Genomic DNA, 21,939 nt, shown 5'->3' with positions numbered 1-21,939 from the left:
CTGCTCCTTCATGCCGCACTCTCCTGCGGCGGGTCGATGTCGGCCAGCCAATCCCGGATCCCGCAGACGACGTCGCGGCAGCTCCCGCAGCCGGTGGCGGCCCGGGTGCGCCGCGAGAGCGCGTCGACGTCGTGGGCGCCCGCGCGCCAGGCGCTGACCAGGGTGTTCTTGGTGACGCTGTTGCAGCGGCAGACCACGGCGGTGCCCGGCATGCGGACGGGGTCGGTGGCGGAGGACGCCTCCCCCGGCAAGGCCCGGCCGAGCAGCAGCGCGAGCCGGTCCTCGGGGGCCGGGGCGCCGGAGTCGTACAGCTCGGTGATCATGGCCGCGGCGTCGGGGAGCCCCATGAGGACGGCCCCGACGACGCGGTCGTCGCGCAGCGCGAGCACGCCGTAGCGGCCGCGGCGTGGGTCGGAGACACGCAGCTCCTCGTCGCCCGCGGTGGGGTCGCCGAGGGCGGCGAGGTCTATGCCGCGGGCCTTGAGCCGGGTGACCGGGCGGGTGCCGCGGTAGCGCGCTGCCGGGTCGGTGCCGGTCAGCAGGTCGGCGAGGACGGCGGCCTGCTCCCAGCCGGACTGCACGAGCCCGCCCGGGGCACTGGCGTGCTGGGCACAGTCGCCGACGGCGTGCACCCGGCCGTCGTCGGTGGCGAGGCGGTCGTCGACGAGGATCCCGCGGTCGACCGCGAGCCCGGCGTCGGCGGCCAGCCCGGCGTTCGCGCGCACCCCGGCGGCGACGACGACGTGGTCCGCGGCGACCCGGGAGCCGTCGTCGCAGTCCAGGCCGGTGTCGGGATCCCAGGCCTTGGCCCCGACCCCGCAGCGGACGTCGACGCCGAGCCCGCGCAGCGCGGTCGCGAGCACGTCTCCGGCGCCCGGGTCGAGCTGGCGCTCCATCAGGTGGGTGCGCGGGTGCACCAGGGTGACGGCGACGCCGCGTCCGGCGAGCCCGCGGGCGGCCTCGACCCCGAGCAGCCCGCCCCCGACGACGGCGATCCGCGCGCCCGGCACCGCCGCGTCGAGGATGCGCTCGCAGTCGTCGAGATCGCGGAACAGGCTCACACCGCGGGTGGGCACGTCACGGTCGACCGCGTCGGCGAGGCCGTCGACCGGCGGGAGCCAGGCCCGGCAGCCGGTGGCGAGGACCAGTTCGTCGTAGGGGTGGGTGGTGCCGTCGGCGGCGCGGACGACGCGCGCGGCCCGGTCGATCCCGGTCGCCGCGACACCGGTGTGCAGGTCGATGCCGTCGACGACGGGGAGCGCGACCATGGCGGGTCGCAGCCCGCCGGCGAGCACGGTGGACAGCAGCACCCGGTTGTACGCAGGGCGGGACTCCGCGCCGAGGACGGTGAGCGACACCCGCTCGCCGTCGGGGTCGCGCCGGCGGACCTCCTCCACGAAACGGGCACCCACCATGCCGTGCCCGATCACCACCACGCGCCTGCTCATGCCATCGACGGTAGGAACGGGGGGTTACGAGGGGAACGCCCGCCATTGCACGGGCGTTACGAGGTCCTCATTCTCGGCGGGCGCAGACCGTGAGCCGGGACCCCGCACGGGTTCCGCCCACCTCGGCGCCCGTGCCGGGACCGACGAGGCGGGCCGAGGGCGTGCGAGGTGCGGCGGAGCCCGTGCCAGGTGCCGCGGCCACCAGGGGTCCGGCCACCGCGGGGACCACCCGCCATGGGTGATCCCCGGCCCGCGCGGTGATCCACGGTTCGCGCGGTGATCCACGGCCCGCGCGCGTCCGGACGCGCGCGAACGACGGATCAGCGCGCGGACCGGCTCGCTCGGGCGGCCGTTCCGGCCCCCACCGTGAGCGCCGGGGCCAGGCCGTCGGTCGCGACTCCGGCGGTGTCAGCGGCTCCGGCGGCTCCGACGGTGGTGTCCCGCCCGGTCCCGGCGGGTTCCAGCCGCACCGCGGCCACCTTGAACTCCGGCATCCGGCTCACCGGGTCCAGGGCCGGGTTGGTGACGTTGTTCGCCGCCCCCACGCCGCCGAAGTGGAAGGGCAAGAACACCGTGTCCGGGCGCAGCGTGGCGACGCAGCGGACGCGCGCCGTCGTCGTCCCGCGGCGGGACACGACGTCGGCCAGGTCGCCGTCGCCGAGACCGTGCCGGGCGGCGGTGTCCGGGTGCACCTCGACGAACACCTCCGGCGACACCTCCGCGAGCTCGGCGACCCGGCGGGTCTGCGCACCGGACTGGTAGTGCACCAGCACCCGGCCGGTCGTCACGGTCAGCGGGAACCCGTCGTCGACACCCTCGTCCGGTTCGACGTGGTCGACCGGCAGCATCCGGGCACGTCCGTCGGGGTGGCCGAAACGCTCGGTGAACAGCCGCGGGGTGCCGGGATGGTCGTCGGCGGGGACCGGCCAGTGCAGCGCCTCGCCCGCGTCGAGCCGGTCGTAGGACACGCCCGCGTAGTCGGCGATCCCACCGGCCGAGGCGCGCCGCAGCTCGTCGAACACGGTCCGCGGGTCGGCGGGGAAATCCCCCGGCGCGTCGAGGGCCGCGGCCAGCCCGGCGATCACCTCCAGGTCGGTGCGCACCCCGGGCGGCGGGGCGAGCGCACGACGGCGGCGCAGCACCCGTCCCTCCAGGTTCGTCATGGTCCCCTCCTCCTCGGCCCACTGGGCGACCGGGAGCAGGACGTCGGCGCGCATCGCGGTCTCACCGGGCAGCACGTCGGCGACGACGAGCAGGTCCAGCGCGTCGAGCCGCTCGGCGACGGCGCGGGCGTCGGGCGCGGAGACGAGCACGTTCGAGCCGAACACCAGCAGCGCACGCGGACCGCCGGGGCGGCCGAGGGCGTCGAGGAGCTCGACGGCGCTGCGGCCGGGCCCGGGGATCGAGGTCTCCGGCACCCCCCACACCTGCGCGACGTGCGCGCGGGCGGCCGGGTCGGTGATGTGCCGGTAGCCGGGCAGCTGGTCGGACTTCTGGCCGTGCTCGCGCCCGCCCTGGCCGTTGCCCTGCCCGGTGATCGTCCCGAACCCGGAGCCGGGGCGGCCGGGCAGGCCGAGCGCCAGCGACAGGTTGATCCACGCCGCGACGGTGTCGACGCCGTGCGCGTGCTGCTCGGCACCGCGCGCGGTGAGCACGTAGCGCCGGGTGGACTCCGCGAGCCACCGCACGACGGTGCGCATGTCGGTGGCGGCGACCCCGCAGACCCGCTCCGCGCGCTCGGGCCACCACTGCGAGGCGATCGCCCAGACGTCGTCGAAGCCGGTCGTGCGTTCGTCCATGTAGGACAGATCGAGGTGCCCGTCGACGACGGCGGCGTGCAGCATCCCCAGCGCCAGGACCAGATCGGTGCCCGGACGCGGCGCCAGGTGCAGCCCCCCGGAGGCGAGCGCGCGCTCCGCGGTCGGGGTGCGCCGCGGGTCGACGACGACCAGTCGCGCCGCGGTCAGGTGCGACATCAGCGGCGGCATGGTCTCGGCGACGTTCGCCCCGGCGAGGACGACCAGCTCGGCGTCGTCGAGGTCGGTGACCGGGAACGGCAGCCCACGGTCGACGCCGAAGGCCCGGTTGCCCGCGGCGGCGGCCGAGGACATGCAGAACCGGCCGTTGTAGTCGATCTGACTGGTGCCCAGCGCGACCCGGGCGAACTTGCCGAGCAGGTAGGCCTTCTCGTTGGTCAGCCCACCCGCGCCGAAGACCGCGACCGAGTCCGGCCCGTGCTCGGCACGCAGCGCGGCGAGCCTCGCGGCGACGCCGGCCAGGGCGTCGTCCCAGCCGGTCTCGACGAAACCGGTGTCGCGCGAGGCTCTGACCAGCGGCGACGTCAGGCGTTGCGGATGGGTGAGCAGAGCGCCGGAGGTCCAGCCCTTCTGGCACATGCCCCCGGCGTTCGTCGGGAACTCACGGGCGTCGACCTCGCCGGACGGGCCGACCCACTGCCCGCACTGCAGGGCGCAGTACGGGCAGTGGGTGGCGGTCCGGTCGTCCGGACCCACGGTTCAGACCCGGGCCATCGCGGCGGCGTCGGTGCTCCCGACCAGGGCGGGGCGCGGCCGCAGGTAGACGGCCCAGGTGACGCCGATGCACAGGACGTAGAAGACCAGGAAGCTCCAGAACGCGGGCGTGCCGGACTGGACCGTCATGAACGACTGGCGGAAGGCGAGGTTGATGAACAGCCCGCCCAGCGCGCCGACCGCGCCGGCGATGCCGATGACGGCGCCGGACAGCCGTCGCGCGGTGTTGAAGGAGGTCTCGCGGTCCGCGCCCCCGGCGATCGCGACGCGGGCCCGGCCGGTGAAGATCGCCGGGATCATCTTGTAGGTCGACCCGTTGCCGACACCGGACAGCGTGAACAGGGCGATGAAGCCGATGGTGAACAGCGTCAGCGACTCGATCCCCGAGGCGAAGATGATCACCAGGGTGGCGACGGCCATGCCGACGAAGTTCCACAGGGTGACCACGGCGCCGCCGAACCGGTCGGCGAGCTTTCCGCCGTAGGGCCGGATCAGCGACCCGATGAGCGGGCCGATGAAGGTGACCGCGGCGGCCTGCAGCGGCGTCCGGTCGAACTGGTTCTGCAGGACCAGGCCGAAGGCGAACGAGTAGCCGATGAACGACCCGAACGTCCCGATGTAGAGGAACGACATGATCCAGGTCTGGCGGTCGCGGCAGGCCTCGGTGAAGGCGCCGGTGTCGTTGGACATCGCGGCGATGTTGTCCATCCGCTTCCAGGCGAGGAACGCCGAGATGACGATGAACGGCAGGTAGATCGCGAGCAGCACCCGCGGGTAGCCCGCACCGAGGGTGGCGATGACGAGCAGGCCGAGCAGCTGCGCGACCGGCACGCCGAGGTTTCCGCCGCCCGCGTTGAGGCCCAGCGCCCAGCCCTTCTCCTTCTCCGGGAAGAACGCGTTGATGTTCGCCATCGAGGACGCGAAGTTCCCGCCGCCGACACCGGCGACCGCGGCGACGACCAGCAGCGTCGTGTACGACACGCCCGGTTCCAGCACCACCATCGCCAGGATCGTGGGCACGATCAGCAGCGACGCCGCGAAGATCGTCCAGTTGCGGCCGCCGAAGCGGGCGACGGCGAAGGTGTAGGGCAGCCGCAGGATCGACCCGACCAGCGTCGGCACCGCGACCAGGAAGAACTTCTGCGCCGCGGTGAACCCGTACTCCGGCCCCATGAACAGCACGAGGACCGACCAGATCGTCCAGATCGAGAAGCCGATGTGCTCGGAGAAGATCGACTGCCAGAGGTTGCGACGGGCGATGGCCGAGCCGGTCCGCTGCCAGAACCCCTCGTCCTCGGGGTCCCAGTGGTCGATCCAACGGCCGCCGATGCGGCGCCCCGGGGTGGAGGTGGTGGTCACGGATCGGTCTCCTGATCGCCGGCGGTCACGTCGTCGACGACGCTAGGGAGCCACAGTTTCCGACGGGTGGCCTCACGTGACACCCCCGCAACGCTTATCTCACACGGGAGCCGCGACGGCTGTGAGCCGCCTCAGCGCATCGGGACGCCGAGCGGGGCGTCGCAGAACGCGCCGCCCACCCGGTGGTGCACCGGGTCGGCCGGGTCCGGCGGGAGACCGTCGAGCAGGTCCGCGGCGTGGACCTCGGCGTCGTCGCGCGGGTGGTAGCCGATCGCGGCGCCCTCCTCGATCGACCACCAGCGACGGGTGTTGGCCGACACGCCCCACACGACGTGGTGCCCTCGGGTGCCCGGGTCGACCGCCGCCTCGACCAGGCGGGCGGCGTCGTCCGGGGACAGCCAGGTCGCGAGCATCCGGGCGTTCGACGGCCGCGGGAAGCAGCTGCCGATCCGCGCGGAGACCACGGTCAGGCCGAACCGCTCGTGGTAGAGCCTGCCCAGCCCCTCCATCGCGTGCTTGGACCAGCCGTAGTAGGTGTCCGGGGCGTGCCCGACGGTCGCCGGCAGCGGGACGCCGTCGTCGCGGGTGCGGAAGCCCACGGCGTGGTTGCTGGAGGCGAGCACGACGGTCCGCACCCCCGCGGCGACCGCCGCGTCGAGCACGGCGCGGGTCCCCTCGACGTTGACGGCCAGGATGTCGTCCCAGCCCGCCTCACCGCTGATCCCGGCGAGATGGACGACGGCGTCGGCCCCGTCGGTCGCGGCCGCGACCGCGTCCCGGTCGGTCACCGAGCCGGTGCGGACCTGCTCGCCGGGTCCGGCCTGCAGCTCCGCGGTGTCGAACAGGCGCAGGGTCCGGCCGTCGCGGGCCAGCCGGGGACGCAGCAGCGTCCCCATGTTCCCCGCGGCTCCGGTGAGCAGCAGCGTGCCGGGAGCGGACACCTCAGAGCCGGCGGCTGACCAGGCTCGCGACCCGCTCGATCCCGGCCAGCGACTCGGCCGTCGCGTCCGGGTGCTGGGCGTGCAGGGCCAGCCGGTAGAGCACCGCGCGCAGCAGCGACTGCGGCCACTCGGGCAGCTCCGACCAGCGCTCGACCAGCTCCTCGTCGGCGCCGCCCCAGGCCACCGCGTCGACGACGACGACCGCCGCCGCCCACTCCGCGGGCCGCCAGAACGGCACGAGGTCGAGTACCGCGGGCCGCCCCGTCGGGTCGAACAGCATGGCGCCGAACAGCTCGCCGTGCACGACCTGCGGGGTCAGCCGGATCGTGCGGCGGTGCGCGGCGAGCTCGGCGAACAGCCGGCCGCCGGTCTCGGGGTGCAGATCCAGCCGACGCTCGCCGAACGCGGCGGCGGCGGACCGGGACAACAGGTCGTCGCGGTCGTCGAGCAGGCGCGGGCGCAGCACGGTCGCGGTGGCGGCGTGCAGCCGCAGCGAGGCGGCGACGACCTCGTCGTGCCGGGGCTCGGGGACGCCGGGCACGTGCCGGGACGCGGCCCAGCCGCCCACGACCCACCGGCCGTCCGAGCTGCGGACGGGGCGGGCGAGGCGGACACCGTCGACCTCGAGGTTCTCCAGGACCGTCGCCGACCAGGCGGCGACGACGTGGTCGGACACCGGCCGCAGCAGCACCTCCCCGCACTGCCAGGCCCGCTGGCCCGCCCACACGACGGGACGGGGGGACGTCTCACGCACCCCGAAGGCGGTGCGGACGTGCTCGGGCAGGACGCTCGCGGCCGGCGCGGTGGCGAGCGTGCGGGCAGCGGTCACAGCGGGGACGGTACCCGCGCCACCGGCTCACGTTCGTCACGCCACGCCCGAACCGCGCGTCGCGCCACGACCGATCGGGTGAACGGCTGGCCGATCGGGGCTCCCGCACGCACGAGCAGCGTGGCCGGCTCCGTGCGGAGCCGGCCACGGGAGACACCCCACTACCAGGAGCTGCCGCCGCCGGAACCCGACCCGGAGTCCGAGTCCGAGCTGGATCCCGAGTCCGAGCCCGACGACCGCGACCCCGAGTCCGAGTCCGAGGAGGACGACGAGGAGGAGCGGGAGTCGTCCGAGCCGCTGCTCCGCGAGGACTCGCCACGCGACGAACCCGAATCCGACGAACCCGAATCCGACGACGAGTCCCACGACCTCGAGTCCGACGAGGACGAGGAGGAGCCGGACGACCGCGACCCCGAGGACCCGGAGTCCGACGAGCCGGAGTCCGACGACCGTGACCCCGACGAGCCGGGCCCCGACGAGCCCGAGTCCGACGACCGGGACGACCGCGAGCCCGACGACCCCTGGTCGGAACCCCGGTCGGAGGACTGCGAGGCGGACGACCGCGAGCCGGAACCGTCCGAGGAGCCGTCAGACGAGCTGCGCGAGGACTGGCTGGAGCCGGACCCCTCCGACCCGCCGCCGGAGCGCGAACCGGAGGACCCGGTGCGCTCGGCCATCTGCTCGGCCGCCTGCCGGTCGGCCTCCGCCAGCACCGGCGCGGCCGCCTCCGGTCCCAGGGCGGACTCGACATAGGGCCCGGCCACGGCGGTGACGATGCCGCCGGAGCCGCCGGAGCCGCCGCTGCCGCCGGCCCCCTGCGCCCCCGAGCCGGACCGCTCCGTGCCGGCCCCCTCCGACGGCGCGACCGACGAGGGCGCGCTGAGCACGGGCGCGCTGGGCGCGCGCAGGGTGGTCTCCGGCGAGGCGGCCGCGGGCGCGGCGGGTTCCTCCGGCGGAGCAGGGGTGGACGGGCGGGGGGCGTCGTCGGAGGAACCGGAAGCGGAGTCGCCGCCGGAGCGGGCGCCGGCCCCGGGGCCGCTGGGCTTCTTCCCGGTCAGCCCGCTCGCGACGTCGTCGACGCCCTTGCCCACCGACTCGGCGGCATCCCCGACACCCCGTGCGGCGGCGCCGACGCCGTCGCCGAGCTTCTTCACCGGACCGTCGGACGACGCCGGTGCGACCTCGGCCCGGTTCGCCTTCTTCCCCGCGTCGGAACCGGCACCGGAACCAGCGCCCGAACCAGCGCCCTCCCCGGGGCTCGGCGCGCCGCCGGCCAGGTTGGCGACGCCGTCGGCGGCACGGGACACGGCACCGCCCAGCTTCTCCCCCGGCCCCGCGTCCCGGCCGGCTGCGCTGCCCGGGCCACGGGCCGAGGCACCCTCCGGCCCCTCGGCGCGCGGCCGGGTCTCGTCCAGCGGGCCCCGCGGGTCGGGCGGCCCGGCGGTACCGACGTCGGCGCGCTCGCGGTCCCCGCCGGTCTCCCGGCCACCGGCCAGGACCTCGGGGTTGCGGCGCACGCCGGACGGCTCCGGGGGCGCGGGGTCCTCGCCGCGGGCGAGGGCCAGCACGTCGTCGGAGACCTTCTCGGTCTCGTCGCCGTCACCGGGCAGGGGGGCGGTGCGGGCCCGGTCGATGCCGTCGTCGATGGCGGCCAGCCGCTCCGCACAGGCGTCGCGGTTGCGGGCACGCAGGTCACGCTGCTCCTCGAGCGACGCGGCCGCGGCCATCTGGTCGGGGGTCCGACGGGTGGCGGGCGGCAGGGCGGCGACGATCCGGTCCATCTCGGCGAGCTGCTGCTCGGCGGCGGCCAGCGCGTCCACGGCGTCCTGCCGGGAGCTGTAGACCTGCAGCTGGGACTGCAGGGCGGCACGCTGCTGGAGCAGGGTGTCGCGCTGCTGCTGCAGCTTGGCGACCGCGACCGGGGTGCGCTCCGTCTCGTGCGCGGACGCCTGCCAGGTCCGTTCGCTCGCGTTGAGGGTCCCGAGCTTGTCGTCGAGGGCCGCCAGTGCGATCCGGGCCTGTCCGGCCCACTGGTCGGCCGTGCGGTCCTGCGGCACCGGGGTCCCGGTCACCGACGGCGAGGTCGCCAGCGCGTATCCGCCGAGGAGCACGGCCGTCGCGCCGATGAGGGCCAGGGTGCGCCGGTGCCGCAGCGGGCTGCGCGGGACCCGCAACGGTCCGGGGCGGTCCGGGCCCGACGACGCGGCCGGGCTCGCCGCGGCGAGCCGGGTCGACGTCCGCTGGGCGGGCACCGCGGGCTCGTCGACCTCGACGGCCTCGGGCTCGCGCAGCCACGGCAGCGTCTCGGCGAGCTGCTGGTCCCCCGCCGCCTGCGCCGCGGCCCGGCGGGCCTGGCGGGCCGCCAGCCGGTGGGCGGCCGAGCAGTAGCGCCGCTGTGGGCGGTCTCCGGACACGTCTCCGGTGGGCTCCAACGGTGCGTCGCACCCCTGTAGGGCGCATGTGCGCAACGAGTGGTCCACCGAGCGTCCTCCCGATCCTGGCGATCGCGTGCATCCCCATGTCGCGGCGATCGGCGGGAATGTTTCGCCTAACGGGCGAACAGCAGGGTCGAACGGGCCATGTTCACTCGGACGGTCGCGTGCGATCGATGAGCGGTCACCCTGTGCCACATCGGGAACCACGACGGCCGCCGTCCCGGGTGTACCGGTGACGGCGGCCGTCGGTGTAGTGCGGAGCGGGTCGGACCGTGGTCAGCAGGTGGGCTGCGACGGGTCGATCTGCTTGACCCAGGACAGCACCCCGCCGCCGACGTGGACGGCGTCGCGGAACCCGGCCTTGTGCAGCGCGGCGAGGGCCTCGGCGGACCGGCCGCCGGACTTGCAGTGCAGCACGACCGGCTTGTCCTGGGCGATCTCCGAGAGCGCGGCACCGGACAGGATCCGGTCCTTCGGGATCAGGACCGAGCCCGGGATCCGCACGATCTCGTACTCGTGCGGCTCGCGGACGTCGATGAGCTGGAAGTCCTTGCCCGCGTCGATCATCTGCTTGAGCTCGCCGACGGTGATCGTGCTGCCGGCGGCCGCGTCCTGGGCCTCCTGCGTCACGGTGCCGCAGAACGCGTCGTAGTCGATCAGCTCGGTGATCTTCGGTGTCTCCGGGTCCTTGCGGATCTTCACCTGACGCCAGGTGGTCTCCAGCGCGTCGTAGATCACCAGGCGGCCGAGCAGCGGCTCACCGATGCCGGTGAGCAGCTTGATCGCCTCGTTGACCATGATCGAGCCGATCGAGGCGCAGAGCACGCCCAGCACACCGCCCTCGGCGCAGGACGGGACCATCCCGGGCGGCGGCGGCTCGGGGTAGAGGTCGCGGTAGTTCAGGCCCTGCCCGTTCGGAGCGTCCTCCCAGAAGACCGAGGCCTGGCCCTCGAAACGGAAGATCGAGCCCCAGACGTAGGGCTTGCCGAGCAGTACCGCGGCGTCGTTCACCAGGTACCGGGTGGCGAAGTTGTCGGTGCCGTCCAGGATCAGGTCGTAGTCCCGGAAGACGTCCAGCACGTTCTCGCTGGTGAGGCGCTCGTTGTGCAGGCGGACGTCGACGAAGGGGTTGACCTCGCGGATCGAGTCGCGGGCCGACTCGGCCTTCGGGCGGCCCACGTCGGACTGCCCGTGGATGACCTGACGCTGCAGGTTCGACTCGTCGACGACATCGAACTCGACGATGCCGAGGGTCCCGACACCGGCGGCGGCCAGGTACAGCAGAGCGGGCGAGCCGAGGCCGCCCGCGCCGACGACCAGCACCTTCGCGTTCTTCAGGCGCTTCTGCCCGTCCATCCCGACGTCGGGAATGATGAGGTGGCGGCTGTACCGCTCCACCTCCTCCTTGGTGAGCTCGGCTGCCGGCTCCACCAGTGGCGGTAGCGCCATCTCGTCCACTCCTCGCGGGTTGCGTGCGGGTCTCAGGGCGTCTCAACGCGCCACGTGCGCGTCATCTTCCCGCACCGGCTCCGACCGGCACCGCGTCCCACAGCGCGGCGACGGCGTCAGCCACCGCCGCGGGTCGCTCGATCTGCGCGACGTGCCCGGCGCGGGGCAGCACCAGCAGCCGCGCCCCGGGCAGCGTGGCGGCCGTCCGCGCGGCCAGCCGCGGGGACACGATGCGGTCCTGCTCCCCCCACACCACCAGCGACGGCACCCGCACCCGGGCCATCCGGCGCCAGATCTCGCGCCCGGCCCACAGCCCGAGGAGACCGCGGGTGGCGCCGTCGGTCGCCGCGCCGGCCCAGGGCAGCGTCGCGCGGTGCTCGTGCTCGGAGATCAGCTCCTCGAGCCGGCGGGTGGAGCCACGCTGCGGGTCGGCGAAGCAGACCTTCACGATCCGCTCGGCCCTGGCACGCAGCGGCTCCTGCGCCAGCGCGCGGCGCGCGCGGCGCCCGAGCAGCGGCACCATGGCCAGCGCCATCCGCGGGTCCGACAGCCGTCGCGGGTCGGGGCGCCGGTCCGGTACCGCGGGCGAGACCAGGGTGAGGCTGCGGACGAGTTCGGGACGGCGGGCCGCCACCGTCGTCGCGATCACGCCGCCGAGGGAGTTGCCGACCAGGTGCACCGGGCGGTCGCGCCCGGCCAGCCAGCACAGCAGCGCGTCCGCCATGCCGTCCGGCCCGAAGTCGGCGACGGCGGTCGGCTCGGACAGCCCGAACCCGGGCAGGTCGACCGACAGGCCGGCGGCCCGCGGCGCGAGGAGCCCGGCGAGGTCGGTCCAGTTCGTGGCCGACCCGGCGAGACCGTGGACGTAGACGGCATCGGCGTCGGCGGAGCCGGGGGTCTCGCGCACGTGCAGGGTGACCCCACCGGAGGTGACCGCGCGGCCCGGCCACGGCGGGCGTTCCGCCGAGGCACCCGGGGACGTCTCGACACCCGGCGCCGACACCGGGGCGGGCACGGTGACGGGCGAGTGAACGGACATCGACCGGGCGGCGACCATTCGACCAGCATGACGTGTCGCGCACGTCACTCGCCGTGCCGGGTGACGCCCGTCTCGCTGTGATCACCGTCCGCGTCCGGCGCTCCACGGAGCGCAACGTGACGGCCCCCCGGACGTTGTACCCCGTGGACGACGCGACGGAGGAGGTGGGCATGGGGCGGATCGGCGGATCGGCCGCGGCCCGGCTCGCCGGGTTCGGCGCCGCGTCGGTGCTGGTGTTCACCGCGGCCTGGACGGCGGGCGGCGCGGTGAGCAGCACGGCGGGCGGCGTTCCGGAGACCCCGACCGCCGGGGCGCCGGGCGATGCCGACCCCGGTGACGTGCGCGGCGACGGCGGTGTCCTCGCCGCCGGCCTGGCCACCGGCGACGCGACGACCGGCGCGGGGGGTGTGCTCACCACCGCGGCCGGCTACACCCTGACCCCGGTCGGGATCGTCTACCCGTGGCGCGAGCCGACCGAGGTCGCCTTCACCGTGACCGGCTCCGACGACGCCCCGGTGACCCGGTTCGACACCCCCTCCGACGGCTCGGGGGTCATGGACGTCGCCGTGCTGCGCCGCGACGTCGCCGGCTACCAGCGGCTGCGCGCCACCCAGGGCCCCGACGGCGTGTGGCGGGCACCCGTGCGGTTCCCCGGCCAGGGCGTCTGGCGGCTCTACGCCGGGTTCACCCCGACCGGCGGCCCGCACCTCGACCTCGGGGCCGACCTGCACGTCCCCGGCACCTACGGCGCCTTCACCTTCCCGGCCGAGAACCGGGCGGGGCTCTGCGGGGGCAGCGACCAGCAGGTCCGCCTCGACGGCGCCCTGGTCCCCGGCGGGGAGTCCCGGCTGTTCGCGACCGTGGGGCGCGACGGCACCCCGGTCACCGACCTCGAGCCCGTCGACGGCGGTGCGTTCGGCCGGATGACCGCGGTCCGCCAGGGCGACCTGGCCCGGTTCCCCGTCCGCCCCGAGATCACCGGCGCGGCCGCCACCGACCGCTCCGGGCCCGGGGTGGCGTTCGCGGTGTCGGTCCCCGCTCCGGGCAGTTACCAGCTGTTCCTCGACTACCGCTCCGGCGGTGTGCTGCGGTCGTGCGAGTTCACGCTCCCGACCGCGCCGGGGAGCTGACGGCGGTTGCGTCCGGTCCTGCGGTACGCCGCGCGGGCGGTGGCGGCCCTGCTCGCCCTGCTGCTGCCGCTCGCCGGTCCCGCCCTGGCCGGCGCGGCGTGGGCCCCGCGCTGCGCGGCGGTGGCCCTGCTGGTCGCCCTCGCCGTCGTCGCGACGACGGGCGGGCCCGGCCTGCGCGTCGCCGCCCGCGGCCTGCGGGAGGGCACGGTGACCGCCGAGACCGGCGTCGCGGCGGCGGTGCTCGCCGCGCTGGGGTGGTCGGCGGCGGTGCAGGCCGTCGCGGCGGTCTCGCCCGCGGGCCCGGTCCTGGTCCCGACCGACCCGCTCGCCGGGCCCGTCCTGCTGCCCGGGGTCGCCGCGGTGCTGACCGTCGTCGCGGCGGCGGTGCAGCGCACCGGGCGCCCACCCGGCCCGCACGGCGGGGACACGCGGGCGGACGCCGACGAGGTCCGCGCGGGCCTGCGCACAGTCGCCGACCGGTGGAGCGCCCTGCTCACCCCGCCCGCGGCGCTGATCGCGGTCGCGGTGACCGCCTTCGCGGCGGGCACCGGCACCCCGTGGCCGGCCGCGGTCCCGGCCGGGATCGCGGTCCTGGTCGGGGCCTGCCCGCTGCCGCTGCTGGCCGCGCTGCCGGCGGCGCTGCGAGCCGCGGACCGGGCGGGCGGCGACGCGGTGCGGCTGCCGGCGCCGTGGCCCGGCCGTCGCGATCCGGTGGGCTGGACCGGGTCCGCCGGCGGCCCGGGGCTCGTGGGCCGGGTGGACACCGTCGCGCTGTCCGGGCCGGACGTGCTGACCGGCACCGCCCCCGGGACGGTCGCCGTGCACGCGGGCCGCGGCGAGGATCCGGCGCTGGTGCTGCGGCTGGCCGCGTCGGTCGCCGCGGGTGCGCGGCCCGGGTCGGACCTGCGCGCGGCGGCGCGGGCGCTGGCCGCGGCCGTCGACGGCCCGGTGCCCGACGTCGCCGAGGCCGACGAGCAGCCCGGCCTCGGGGTGTCCGGCCTGGTGGCCGAGCTGCGGGACCCCGGCCCGGACGGCGGCGGCACGACCGCGACCGTCGTCGCGCACGCGGTGCTGCTCGGCAGCCCGGACTGGCTGGCCGAGCACGGGATCCGGGTGCCCCCGCCGTTGTCGGTGGAGCGGGAGCGGGCGGTCGCCGAGGGCCGGGCGGTCCTGGTCATCGCCTGGGACGGGTGCGCCCGCGCCGTGCTCGCGCTGCCCCGGGCGCCGCACCCCGAGGCCCGGCCGGGGGTGTCGGAGCTGGTGGCGGCCGGGGTCACGCCGGTCCTGCTCACCCCCGACGACGACGGCGCCGCCCGTGCCCTCGCCGCGGCGGCCGGTCTCGACCCGGCCGACCCCGACGCCGTCCGCCCGGGGCTGGACCCGGCGGCACGGGCCGCGGCCGTCGCCGGGCTGCGGGTACGGGGCCGCACGGTCGCGGTGGCGGGCGACCCGACCACCGACGAGGCCGCGCTGGCCGCCGCCGACCTGGCGGTCGAGCTGGTCCCCTGGCCCACCGCCGACGGCCGGCCCGCCGCCGACGGCACCGGCACCGGGCCGGGGTCCGCGGAGCACCCGGACGACGTCCCGGCCGCGCGTCCGGACCCGGTCGTCGCGCCCGCGCACGGGTCGGAGAGGATCTGCGCCCGTGGCGGTCCCGCCGAGGTGGCCGCCGCCCTGCTGATCGCCCGCCGAGCGCGGGCCCGGGCCCGCTCGTACGTCCGTGCGGCCGTGGTGCTCGCCGTCGCCGGCGTGGTCCTCGCCGTGCTGGGGACGCCCGCGGTCGTGGTGGCCGCCGTGCCGGTCCTGGGTGCGCTCGGGCTCGCCGCACGGAGACCGCACCGCCGATCGTGAGAGGTTGTCACCCTTCTGCGGCGACACCCGTTCACGGATCGTTCGTCAACGCGGTTACCTGCTAGTAGGGTTATCCCACGACGGTGAGAGGTAGGGGGCCCATGACCGGAACCGCCACGCCACGGGGCGCACGACTGTCCCACGGCGCGCGTCGCGCCCAGCTGCTGCTGGCCGCCCGCGACGTGTTCGCCGACCAGGGCTACCACGCCGCCGCGATGGACGACATCGCCGAGCGGGCGGGTGTCTCCAAGCCCGTGCTGTACCAGCACTTCCCCGGGAAGCTGGAGCTGTACCAGGCGCTGCTCACGACCTACGCCGAGGAGCTCGTCGAGCGGGTCTCCAACGCGATCGAGCGGACCGAGCACAACAAGGAGCGGGTGCAGGCCGCCGTCGCCGCGTACTTCGACTTCGTCGCCGGCGAGGGCAAGGCCTACCGCCTGGTGTTCGAGTCCGACCTGCGGGGGGACCCGGAGGCCGCGGCGCTGGTGGAGAGCGCGCTGGACCGCTGCATCGACGCGGTCGCCGGCGCGGTCACCGCCGACGCCGGGCTGGACCAGGACCGCGCGCGGCTGCTCGCCGTCGGGCTCGTCGGGCTGAGCCAGGTCGGCGCCCAGTTCTGGCTGGACTCCGACCAGCGGGTCCCGCGGGACGAGGCGGTGGCGCTCATGGCGTCGCTGGCGTGGCGCGGCATCGCCGGGTTCCCGAAGCAGGGCCTCGACCAGATCTGACGCCCCACCGCCGACGACGGGGCGGGCGGCTCAGGCCACCTGCTCCGCCGCGGCCCGGCGCACCAGCGCGGCGATCCGGCCGGTGACCCCGCCGACCCGCTCGACCGGGAGCATGTGCCCGGCACCGGGGAACACGGTCAGCTCGGCGCGCGGCAGGCTGCGGTGGATCCGTCGGGCGAACCGCGGCGGCGTGAGCCGGTCCCGGGTCCCCACCAGGATCTCCACCGGCAGCGAGGAGAACGCCGCCAGCGCCTCGTCGCGCTCGTGAGTGGTGAGGGTCGGGGTGAAGCCGGAGATCGTCGTCGGACGGCAGTCGGCGATCGCCTCGCAGGTCGCGCGGACGGCGAGCCGGTCCGGCCGGGTGCCGAGCAGCAGCGGCTGCAGACCGGCCCGCAGCAGGGTCGGGTGGGTCGACAGCGACCGGCGCTCCGTCCACAGCGGACTGACAGTCACCTTGTCCTTGCCGGCCAGGAAGAGCTTCGCCGGCCGCCCGGTCATCCCCAGCGTCGCCGCCGCACCGAGGCCGCCACTCGCGGTCGCGACGAGGGCGACGCCGGCGACCCGGGAGGCGACGAGGTCGGGGTGGCGCTGGGCCAGCGCCATCGCCGTCATCCCGCCCATCGAGTGCCCCGCGATGACCAGCGGGCCGCTCGGGGCGAGCCGGGTGATCACCTCGGCCATGTCGTCGGCGAGGACGTCGAGGGTCTTGAGCTCGTCGGGGGTGTCGTCGGAGCGGCCGTGCGCGCGGTGGTCGTAGCGGATCACCCGCGGGGCGGGGCCGGCACCGGGCGCGCCGACGGCGAGGGCGTCGGCGACCGGGGCCCAGCAACGCTCGTCGAGCGTCCAGCCGTGGGCGAGCAGCACCGTGACCGGTGCCGACTCCGGACCCGAGACCCTGGCGAACAGGCCGGTCCCGTCGCAGGTGACGATCCGTGTGCTCATCGCGGGATGCCTCCTCAGATCAGGTGGGCGCGCTTCCACAGGGTCTCCGTCGGGCCGCCGACGATCCCCTGCTCGCGCAGGAACGGCACGAGCTTGCGCGAGGACCAGCGCAGCATCTCGTGGTGGTACGGGTTGGCCAGCGCCGCCTTCCGCCCGACCGCCGGGGCGATCCCGATGCTGCGGTAGACCTCGGGATGGATGAGGTTGCGGGCGACGACGAACGCGATCCGCGCGGTGAGGTAGCGGGCCCAGACACGTTCCGCGCGGTTGGTCCTCGGCATGATCCGCTGGAGCTCCTCCCGGGCGTAGCGGACGTGCCGGGCCTCCTCGGTCACGTGGATCTTGTTGATCATCCGGGACAGCGGCTGGACACGCTCGTCCCGCATCCCCTCGCGCTGGAGCTGGTCGAGGATCTCCTCGACGAACAGGGTGCCGGCGAACATCGCCGGGCCGGTGCCGATGGTCTTCATCAGCCGGCCCTGCTCGTGGGTGAGCCGGCGGGGGGCGTAGTCCGGCACGCCATAGCGCTCGGTGGCCTTGGCGAACATCATCGAGTGCCGGCACTCGTCGGCGATCTCGACCAGCGCGTACTGGATGTGCGCGCGACGGGGGTCGCGGTCGTAGGCGTAGCGCAGCAGCATCTGCATGAGGATCATCTCGAACCACAGCCCGATCCGGGCGACGCTGCAGAACTCGTGCACCGACAGCGTGATCCGCTGCTCCTCGGTGAGGCCGTCCCACAGCGGCGTGCCGTAGAGCGACACGCGCTCGGGGACGATGCCGTACCTGCCCTCGACCAGCGGGGCGTCCCAGTCGATGTCGATCGAGGGGTCGTAGGAGGTCGTCACCGAGCTCTTCAGCAGCCGCCGAGCGGTGTCCTCGCGGTCCGCGAGGTGGGCCTTGCTTCCGGTCCGGGCGGGAGCGCTCATCGGTCGCGCCTTCCTGACGAGGGGCCTGCGGTGGCGGGTTCCACACCCGGAACCCTTGCTGTTACCGCCAGTAACAGTTACCACTGGTAACGTGCCCCAGGACCCGAGGGATGTCAAGCCCGATGCGCGCAGCCGCCGACGGGAGGAACGGCGGACCGAGATGGTCGCCGCCGCCGTCGACGCGATCCGCGAACACGGTGCCGGGGTCTCGGTCGCCCAGATCGCCGGCGCGGCCGGCATCACCAAGCCGGTGCTCTACCGGCACTTCGCCGACCGCGCCGACCTGCAGCGCGCCGTCAGCGAGCACGCCGCGGACATGCTGATGCAGCGGATCTACCCGGTGCTGGCGATCGACGCCGAGCCGATCGAGCACGTCGCCGCCGTCATCGACGCCTACCTCGGGATGATCGAGGAGGAGCCCCAGCTGTACCGGTTCGTCGTCGCGAACCCGGCCGAGCCGGTGCCGGGCGCCGAGATCGCGCAGGACGTGCGCGGCCAGATCGGCGCCCTGCTGACCACGCTGTTCGGGGAGCGGCTGCGCGCCCAGGGCCGCGACTCCGGCGGCGCCGAGGCGTGGGCGCACGGGATCATCGGGATGGTCCAGACCGCGGGCGAGTGGTGGCTGGAGCGCCGGACGATGAGCCGTGACGCGCTCACCAACTACCTGTCCGCACTGATCTGGGGCGGGATCGCCGGCGTCGCCGGGCTCGACTCCCCCACCGCGACCGCCGACATCCTGCGGCTGGTCCCCGAGCCACAGGTGCACGAGGGCTCGGTGCAGGACCGGTGAGCGCCGACCACGACCACGACCACGACCGCGACGAGGGCTACCGCGGCCCCGCCACCCTGGTGCTGGGCGAGGAGACGGTCGAGGTCGAGGTGCTCCTCGACGCCCGGCACGAGCCCTTCGACGGCAGGCTGCACTGGGCGGGCCGGGTCGCCGCGCACCCCCGGCTCACCGCGCTGCTGGGCAGCCGCGGCGGCACCGCAGAGGTCCGGACGCCCGGGCACACGGCCGTCGGCACGCTGTCCGAGCCGGACGTGTGGGACCGGTTCCGGATCACCGGCACCGGCAGGCCGCCGTTCGCCCTGGACGGGCCGCCCCCGCCGGAGACCGACTGACCGGCCCCCTCCCCCGGACACGCGTCGGGCCCGGCCCCGCGGACGGGTACCGGGCCCGGACGACCCCGGGTGCGCTCAGCCGCTGAGGCCGAACCCGACCCGGCGCTCCTCGGACGGGCCGATCTCCACGTACGAGATGCGCGCGACCGGGACGACGTAGCGACGGCCCTCGTCGTCGGTGAGGTCCAGCAGCCCGTCGTCGGACTTCATCGCCCCGCTCACGAGCTGGGCCACCTCGTCCGGCGTGCGGTCGCTGGACACCACGAGCTCCCGCGGGGTCTCCGCGATGCCGATCTTGACCTTCACCGGTGGTCCTCCCGATCCGTCACTTCTGATCACCTTGCCCGCGCCAGGCTAGTCGAGATCGGGCCGGAGCATCGGCGAGCCGCGACCCCGACCACCGGGCCGGGACTCAGGAGAGTCCGAGCCTGCCCATCCGGCGGCCGTGCGCGGTCTGCACCGTCCGGATGAGCCCGGCCACGCCGCCCTTCTCCCCCGAGCCGAGCACGATGAACTCGGCCAGCTCGTCGCGCTCGGCGACGACCCGCTGGGCGTGGGTGACGGCCTCGCCGAGCAGCCGCCTGCCCCACAGGGCCAGCCGGTCGCGCTGCGCCGGGTTGGCGGCGCAGGCGGCCTGCACCTCGCGCTCGGCGAAGGCGGAGTGCCCGGTGTCGGCGAGCACCCGCTGCACCAGGTCGCCGGTGCCGGGATCCACCCAGCCCGCGACCTCGCGGTAGAAGTCGGCGCCGAGACCGTCGCCGAGATAGGCCTTGACCAGCGACTCCAGCCAGCTCCGCGGGGCGGTCGAGGCGTGGTAGCTGTCGATCAGCGCGACGAACGGCGCCATCGCGTCCGCGACGGCGATCCCGCTGCGGCCCAGGTGGTCCTCGATCAGGCGGAAGTGGCCGATCTCGGCGGCGGCCATCGTCGACAGCTGCGCGCGGCCGGCCAGCGTCGGCGCGGCCCGGGCGTCCTCGGCGAGCCGGTCGAACGCCGACAGCTCGCCGTAGGCCAGCACGCCGAGCAGCTCCACGGTCGCGGCCGTCGGCGCGTCGCCTCCAGTGGTCATGGACGCCACCCTAACCGGGCCCTACCGGCCGGCCGGGCGGCCCGCGACGGCCGTCGCGACCACGGCGCGAGGCAACTCACCCCACCCGGCGACGGCCGCGCCGTCGTGTTCGGGCGCCGTGGCGGGTACCATGCGGTCAGCGCGTCACCGGATTTCGGGCTCATGGGACTCCACGGGGACGCGCCCACCGCGCGGGGACCGGGTAACGGGACGAGCGGCCGACCCGGCCGAGCACGTCTCACCGGGACCCGCACCCGTACTGGTGCGCGCAGCGCCTCGGCTGCTCTCCCGCCCGGACCGTCCCGACGGCCCGGGGCCGGTCGACGAGCCACGCCACGGCTCCTGTGCGCGGAGAGAGGCGATCACACTGTCCCGAAGCGACAGCACCGACACCCCCGAGGCCGACCCGGGCTTCCTGCCCACCGGCATCACCCCCAGCGAGACCCCGCTCGGCGTGACCAACCCCGGCGGCGAGAAGCTCCCCCCGACCTTCGCCGAGCTCGGCGTACGGCCCGAGATCGTCTCCGCGCTCGCGGAGAACGACATCGTGCGCACGTTCGCGATCCAGGAGCTCACCCTCCCGCTGGCACTCGCCGGCGAGGACGTCATCGGCCAGGCCCGCACCGGCACCGGCAAGACGCTGGGCTTCGGCGTCCCGCTGCTGCAGCGGATCACCCCGCCCGGTGAGCGCCCCGCCGCCACCGCCGAGGGCGAGGCCGCCGACCGCACCAAGGACGTCCCGCAGGCGCTCGTCGTCGTCCCGACCCGCGAGCTGTGCGTGCAGGTCGCCCGGGACATCGCCGCCGCGGGCAAGAACCTGGGCGTGCGCGTCGTCGCCATCTACGGCGGCCGGGCCTACGAGCCGCAGCTGGAGGCCCTGCGCAAGGGCGTCGACGTCATCGTCGGCACCCCGGGCCGGCTGCTCGACCTCGCCGAGCAGCGCCACCTGGTCCTCGGCCGGGTCAAGGCACTCGTCCTGGACGAGGCCGACGAGATGCTGGACCTGGGCTTCCTGCCCGACGTCGAGCGGATCCTGCGCATGCTCCCCGAGGAGCGGCACACGATGCTGTTCTCGGCGACCATGCCAGGCCCGATCGTGCAGCTCTCGCGGGCGTTCCTGACCCGCCCGACGCACATCCGCGCGGAGGAGGCCGACCAGGGCTCCATCCACGAGCGGACCAAGCAGCTGGTCTACCGCGCGCACGCGATGGACAAGGTCGAGCTGGTCACCCGGGCCCTGCAGGCCAAGGACCGCGGCCTCACCATGATCTTCACCCGGACCAAGCGGACCGCCCAGCGCGTCGCCGACGACCTCGCCGAGCGCGGCTTCGCCGCCGCGGCGGTGCACGGTGACCTCGGCCAGGGCGCTCGCGAGCAGGCACTGCGCGCGTTCCGCGCGGAGAAGGTCGACGTGCTGGTCGCGACCGACGTCGCGGCCCGTGGCATCGACGTCAGCGGCGTCACGCACGTCATCAACTACCAGTGCCCCGAGGACGCCAAGACCTACGTGCACCGGATCGGCCGCACCGGCCGCGCCGGACGCGAGGGCGTCGCGGTCACGCTGGTGGACTGGGACGAGACCCCGCGCTGGAAGATGATCTCCGACGACCTGTCGCTGGGCATCGACGAGCCGGTCGAGACCTACTCGACCTCGGACCACCTGTTCACCGACCTCGACATCCCGACGACGGCGTCCGGGCGGCTCCCGCTGTCCGCGCGCACCCGCGCCGGGCTCGACGCCGAGTACATCGACTCCGACGGCGACCACCAGGGCGCCCGCAAGCCGCGCGGCAGCCGTCGCGACGGTGGCGGCCGTGACGGTGGTGGCCGTGACGGTGGCAGCCGCGAGGCCAGCCGCAACGGCGACGGCGACGAGGGCGGTCGCCGCCCGCGGCGCAACCGCTCCCGTTCCCGGACCCGGGGCGGCGTCGCGGTCGAGGCGGGTGCCTCGACCACCGCCGAGGGTGCCGCCGCCGCGGGCTCCACCGAGGGCGCCCCGCAGAACGGGCCGGACGCCGGCGCGTCGGCCGAGGGCGGGGCGGCCACGCCGCGCCGTCGTCGCCGCCGCGGCGGGTCGCGGCGCGGACCCGGTGGCGGCGAGTCCGCCGACGGGGCCGACGCGGCCGCCAGCTGACAC

General features: G+C 75.5%; 18 protein-coding genes. 6 read left to right on the top strand and 12 right to left on the bottom strand.

Translation table 11 applies throughout. The features are described from left to right. Positions 1–8: 8 nt before the first annotated feature. The 8 genes from Ae717Ps2_RS03355 to Ae717Ps2_RS03320 all read right to left on the bottom strand — a co-directional run bounded on the left by Ae717Ps2_RS03355 (position 9) and on the right by Ae717Ps2_RS03320 (position 12,049). On the bottom strand, positions 9–1,448 hold the full coding sequence (locus Ae717Ps2_RS03355) for an FAD-dependent oxidoreductase (RefSeq protein ID WP_075308131.1): 1,440 nt from the start codon (positions 1,446–1,448) through the stop codon (positions 9–11). Between the two features lie 320 nt (positions 1,449–1,768). Further along, positions 1,769–3,961: a molybdopterin oxidoreductase family protein gene (locus tag Ae717Ps2_RS03350; RefSeq protein ID WP_083695591.1), complete on the bottom strand. Its 2,193-nt coding sequence runs from the start codon at positions 3,959–3,961 to the stop codon at positions 1,769–1,771. Between the two features lie 3 nt (positions 3,962–3,964). Next, positions 3,965–5,338, bottom strand: a complete 1,374-nt coding sequence (locus Ae717Ps2_RS03345) for a NarK/NasA family nitrate transporter (protein ID WP_083702251.1) — start codon at positions 5,336–5,338, stop codon at positions 3,965–3,967. 131 nt (positions 5,339–5,469) lie between these two features. Next, a complete protein-coding gene (locus tag Ae717Ps2_RS03340) occupies positions 5,470–6,279 on the bottom strand; it encodes an NAD(P)-dependent oxidoreductase (RefSeq protein WP_233147427.1) in 810 nt (269 codons plus the stop codon). Position 6,280: 1 nt separating this feature from the next. Continuing rightward, complete coding sequence (locus Ae717Ps2_RS03335; RefSeq protein WP_020623762.1) at positions 6,281–7,108, bottom strand: TIGR02569 family protein; 828 nt, start codon at positions 7,106–7,108, stop codon at positions 6,281–6,283. A 161-nt stretch (positions 7,109–7,269) separates the two neighbouring features. Further along, a complete protein-coding gene (locus tag Ae717Ps2_RS37215) occupies positions 7,270–9,522 on the bottom strand; it encodes a hypothetical protein (protein WP_075308133.1) in 2,253 nt (750 codons plus the stop codon). Between the two features lie 297 nt (positions 9,523–9,819). Beyond that, positions 9,820–10,992 (bottom strand): adenylyltransferase/sulfurtransferase MoeZ, encoded by a 1,173-nt coding sequence (gene moeZ, locus Ae717Ps2_RS03325; protein WP_075334152.1) that lies wholly within the window; start codon positions 10,990–10,992, stop codon positions 9,820–9,822. Between the two features lie 61 nt (positions 10,993–11,053). After that, positions 11,054–12,049, bottom strand: coding sequence for an alpha/beta fold hydrolase (locus Ae717Ps2_RS03320; RefSeq protein WP_075308137.1), 996 nt, complete (start codon positions 12,047–12,049; stop codon positions 11,054–11,056). Between the two features lie 125 nt (positions 12,050–12,174). Here Ae717Ps2_RS03320 and Ae717Ps2_RS03315 point away from each other — a divergent pair, with 125 nt between their 5' ends. The 3 genes from Ae717Ps2_RS03315 (at position 12,175) to Ae717Ps2_RS03305 (ending at position 15,740) form a co-directional block, all read left to right on the top strand. Then, positions 12,175–13,161 (top strand): hypothetical protein, encoded by a 987-nt coding sequence (locus Ae717Ps2_RS03315; protein ID WP_143510287.1) that lies wholly within the window; start codon positions 12,175–12,177, stop codon positions 13,159–13,161. A 6-nt stretch (positions 13,162–13,167) separates the two neighbouring features. Then, entirely contained in the window at positions 13,168–15,012 is a 1,845-nt protein-coding gene (locus Ae717Ps2_RS03310; RefSeq protein WP_075308139.1) for an HAD family hydrolase, read from the top strand. A gap of 101 nt (positions 15,013–15,113) precedes the next feature. Then, positions 15,114–15,740 (top strand): TetR/AcrR family transcriptional regulator, encoded by a 627-nt coding sequence (locus Ae717Ps2_RS03305; RefSeq protein ID WP_075333009.1) that lies wholly within the window; start codon positions 15,114–15,116, stop codon positions 15,738–15,740. A gap of 30 nt (positions 15,741–15,770) precedes the next feature. On the opposite strand, the gene Ae717Ps2_RS03300 is transcribed toward Ae717Ps2_RS03305, so the two are convergent. Further along, positions 15,771–16,682, bottom strand: a complete 912-nt coding sequence (locus Ae717Ps2_RS03300) for an alpha/beta fold hydrolase (protein ID WP_075333008.1) — start codon at positions 16,680–16,682, stop codon at positions 15,771–15,773. Between the two features lie 14 nt (positions 16,683–16,696). Further along, positions 16,697–17,611 (bottom strand): diiron oxygenase, encoded by a 915-nt coding sequence (locus Ae717Ps2_RS03295; RefSeq protein WP_075308143.1) that lies wholly within the window; start codon positions 17,609–17,611, stop codon positions 16,697–16,699. A gap of 91 nt (positions 17,612–17,702) precedes the next feature. On the opposite strand from Ae717Ps2_RS03295, the gene Ae717Ps2_RS03290 reads away from it, so the two are divergent. Both Ae717Ps2_RS03290 and Ae717Ps2_RS03285 read left to right on the top strand, forming a co-directional pair. Beyond that, positions 17,703–18,401: a TetR family transcriptional regulator gene (locus tag Ae717Ps2_RS03290; RefSeq protein ID WP_043280359.1), complete on the top strand. Its 699-nt coding sequence runs from the start codon at positions 17,703–17,705 to the stop codon at positions 18,399–18,401. Further along, a complete protein-coding gene (locus Ae717Ps2_RS03285; protein WP_075308147.1) occupies positions 18,398–18,733 on the top strand; it encodes a DUF4873 domain-containing protein in 336 nt (111 codons plus the stop codon). The genes Ae717Ps2_RS03290 and Ae717Ps2_RS03285 overlap by 4 nt, the downstream gene beginning before the upstream one ends. Before the next feature lie 75 nt (positions 18,734–18,808). On the opposite strand, the gene Ae717Ps2_RS03280 is transcribed toward Ae717Ps2_RS03285, so the two are convergent. Together Ae717Ps2_RS03280 and Ae717Ps2_RS03275 are read right to left on the bottom strand one after the other, a co-directional pair. After that, positions 18,809–19,039 carry a DUF3107 domain-containing protein gene (locus Ae717Ps2_RS03280; RefSeq protein WP_020625913.1) on the bottom strand — a complete coding sequence of 77 codons (231 nt, stop codon included), beginning with the start codon at positions 19,037–19,039 and terminating at the stop codon, positions 18,809–18,811. 106 nt (positions 19,040–19,145) lie between these two features. Further along, positions 19,146–19,802 (bottom strand): ferritin-like fold-containing protein, encoded by a 657-nt coding sequence (locus Ae717Ps2_RS03275; RefSeq protein ID WP_020625914.1) that lies wholly within the window; start codon positions 19,800–19,802, stop codon positions 19,146–19,148. Positions 19,803–20,061: 259 nt separating this feature from the next. On the opposite strand from Ae717Ps2_RS03275, the gene Ae717Ps2_RS03270 reads away from it, so the two are divergent. Next, complete coding sequence (locus Ae717Ps2_RS03270; protein ID WP_075334150.1) at positions 20,062–21,936, top strand: DEAD/DEAH box helicase; 1,875 nt, start codon at positions 20,062–20,064, stop codon at positions 21,934–21,936. Positions 21,937–21,939 lie beyond the last annotated feature (3 nt).

It is taken from the genome of Pseudonocardia sp. Ae717_Ps2, assembly GCF_001932475.1.
Taxonomy (GTDB): Bacteria; Actinomycetota; Actinomycetes; order Mycobacteriales; family Pseudonocardiaceae; genus Pseudonocardia.
This window is presented reverse-complemented; position numbering and strand designations above follow the sequence as displayed.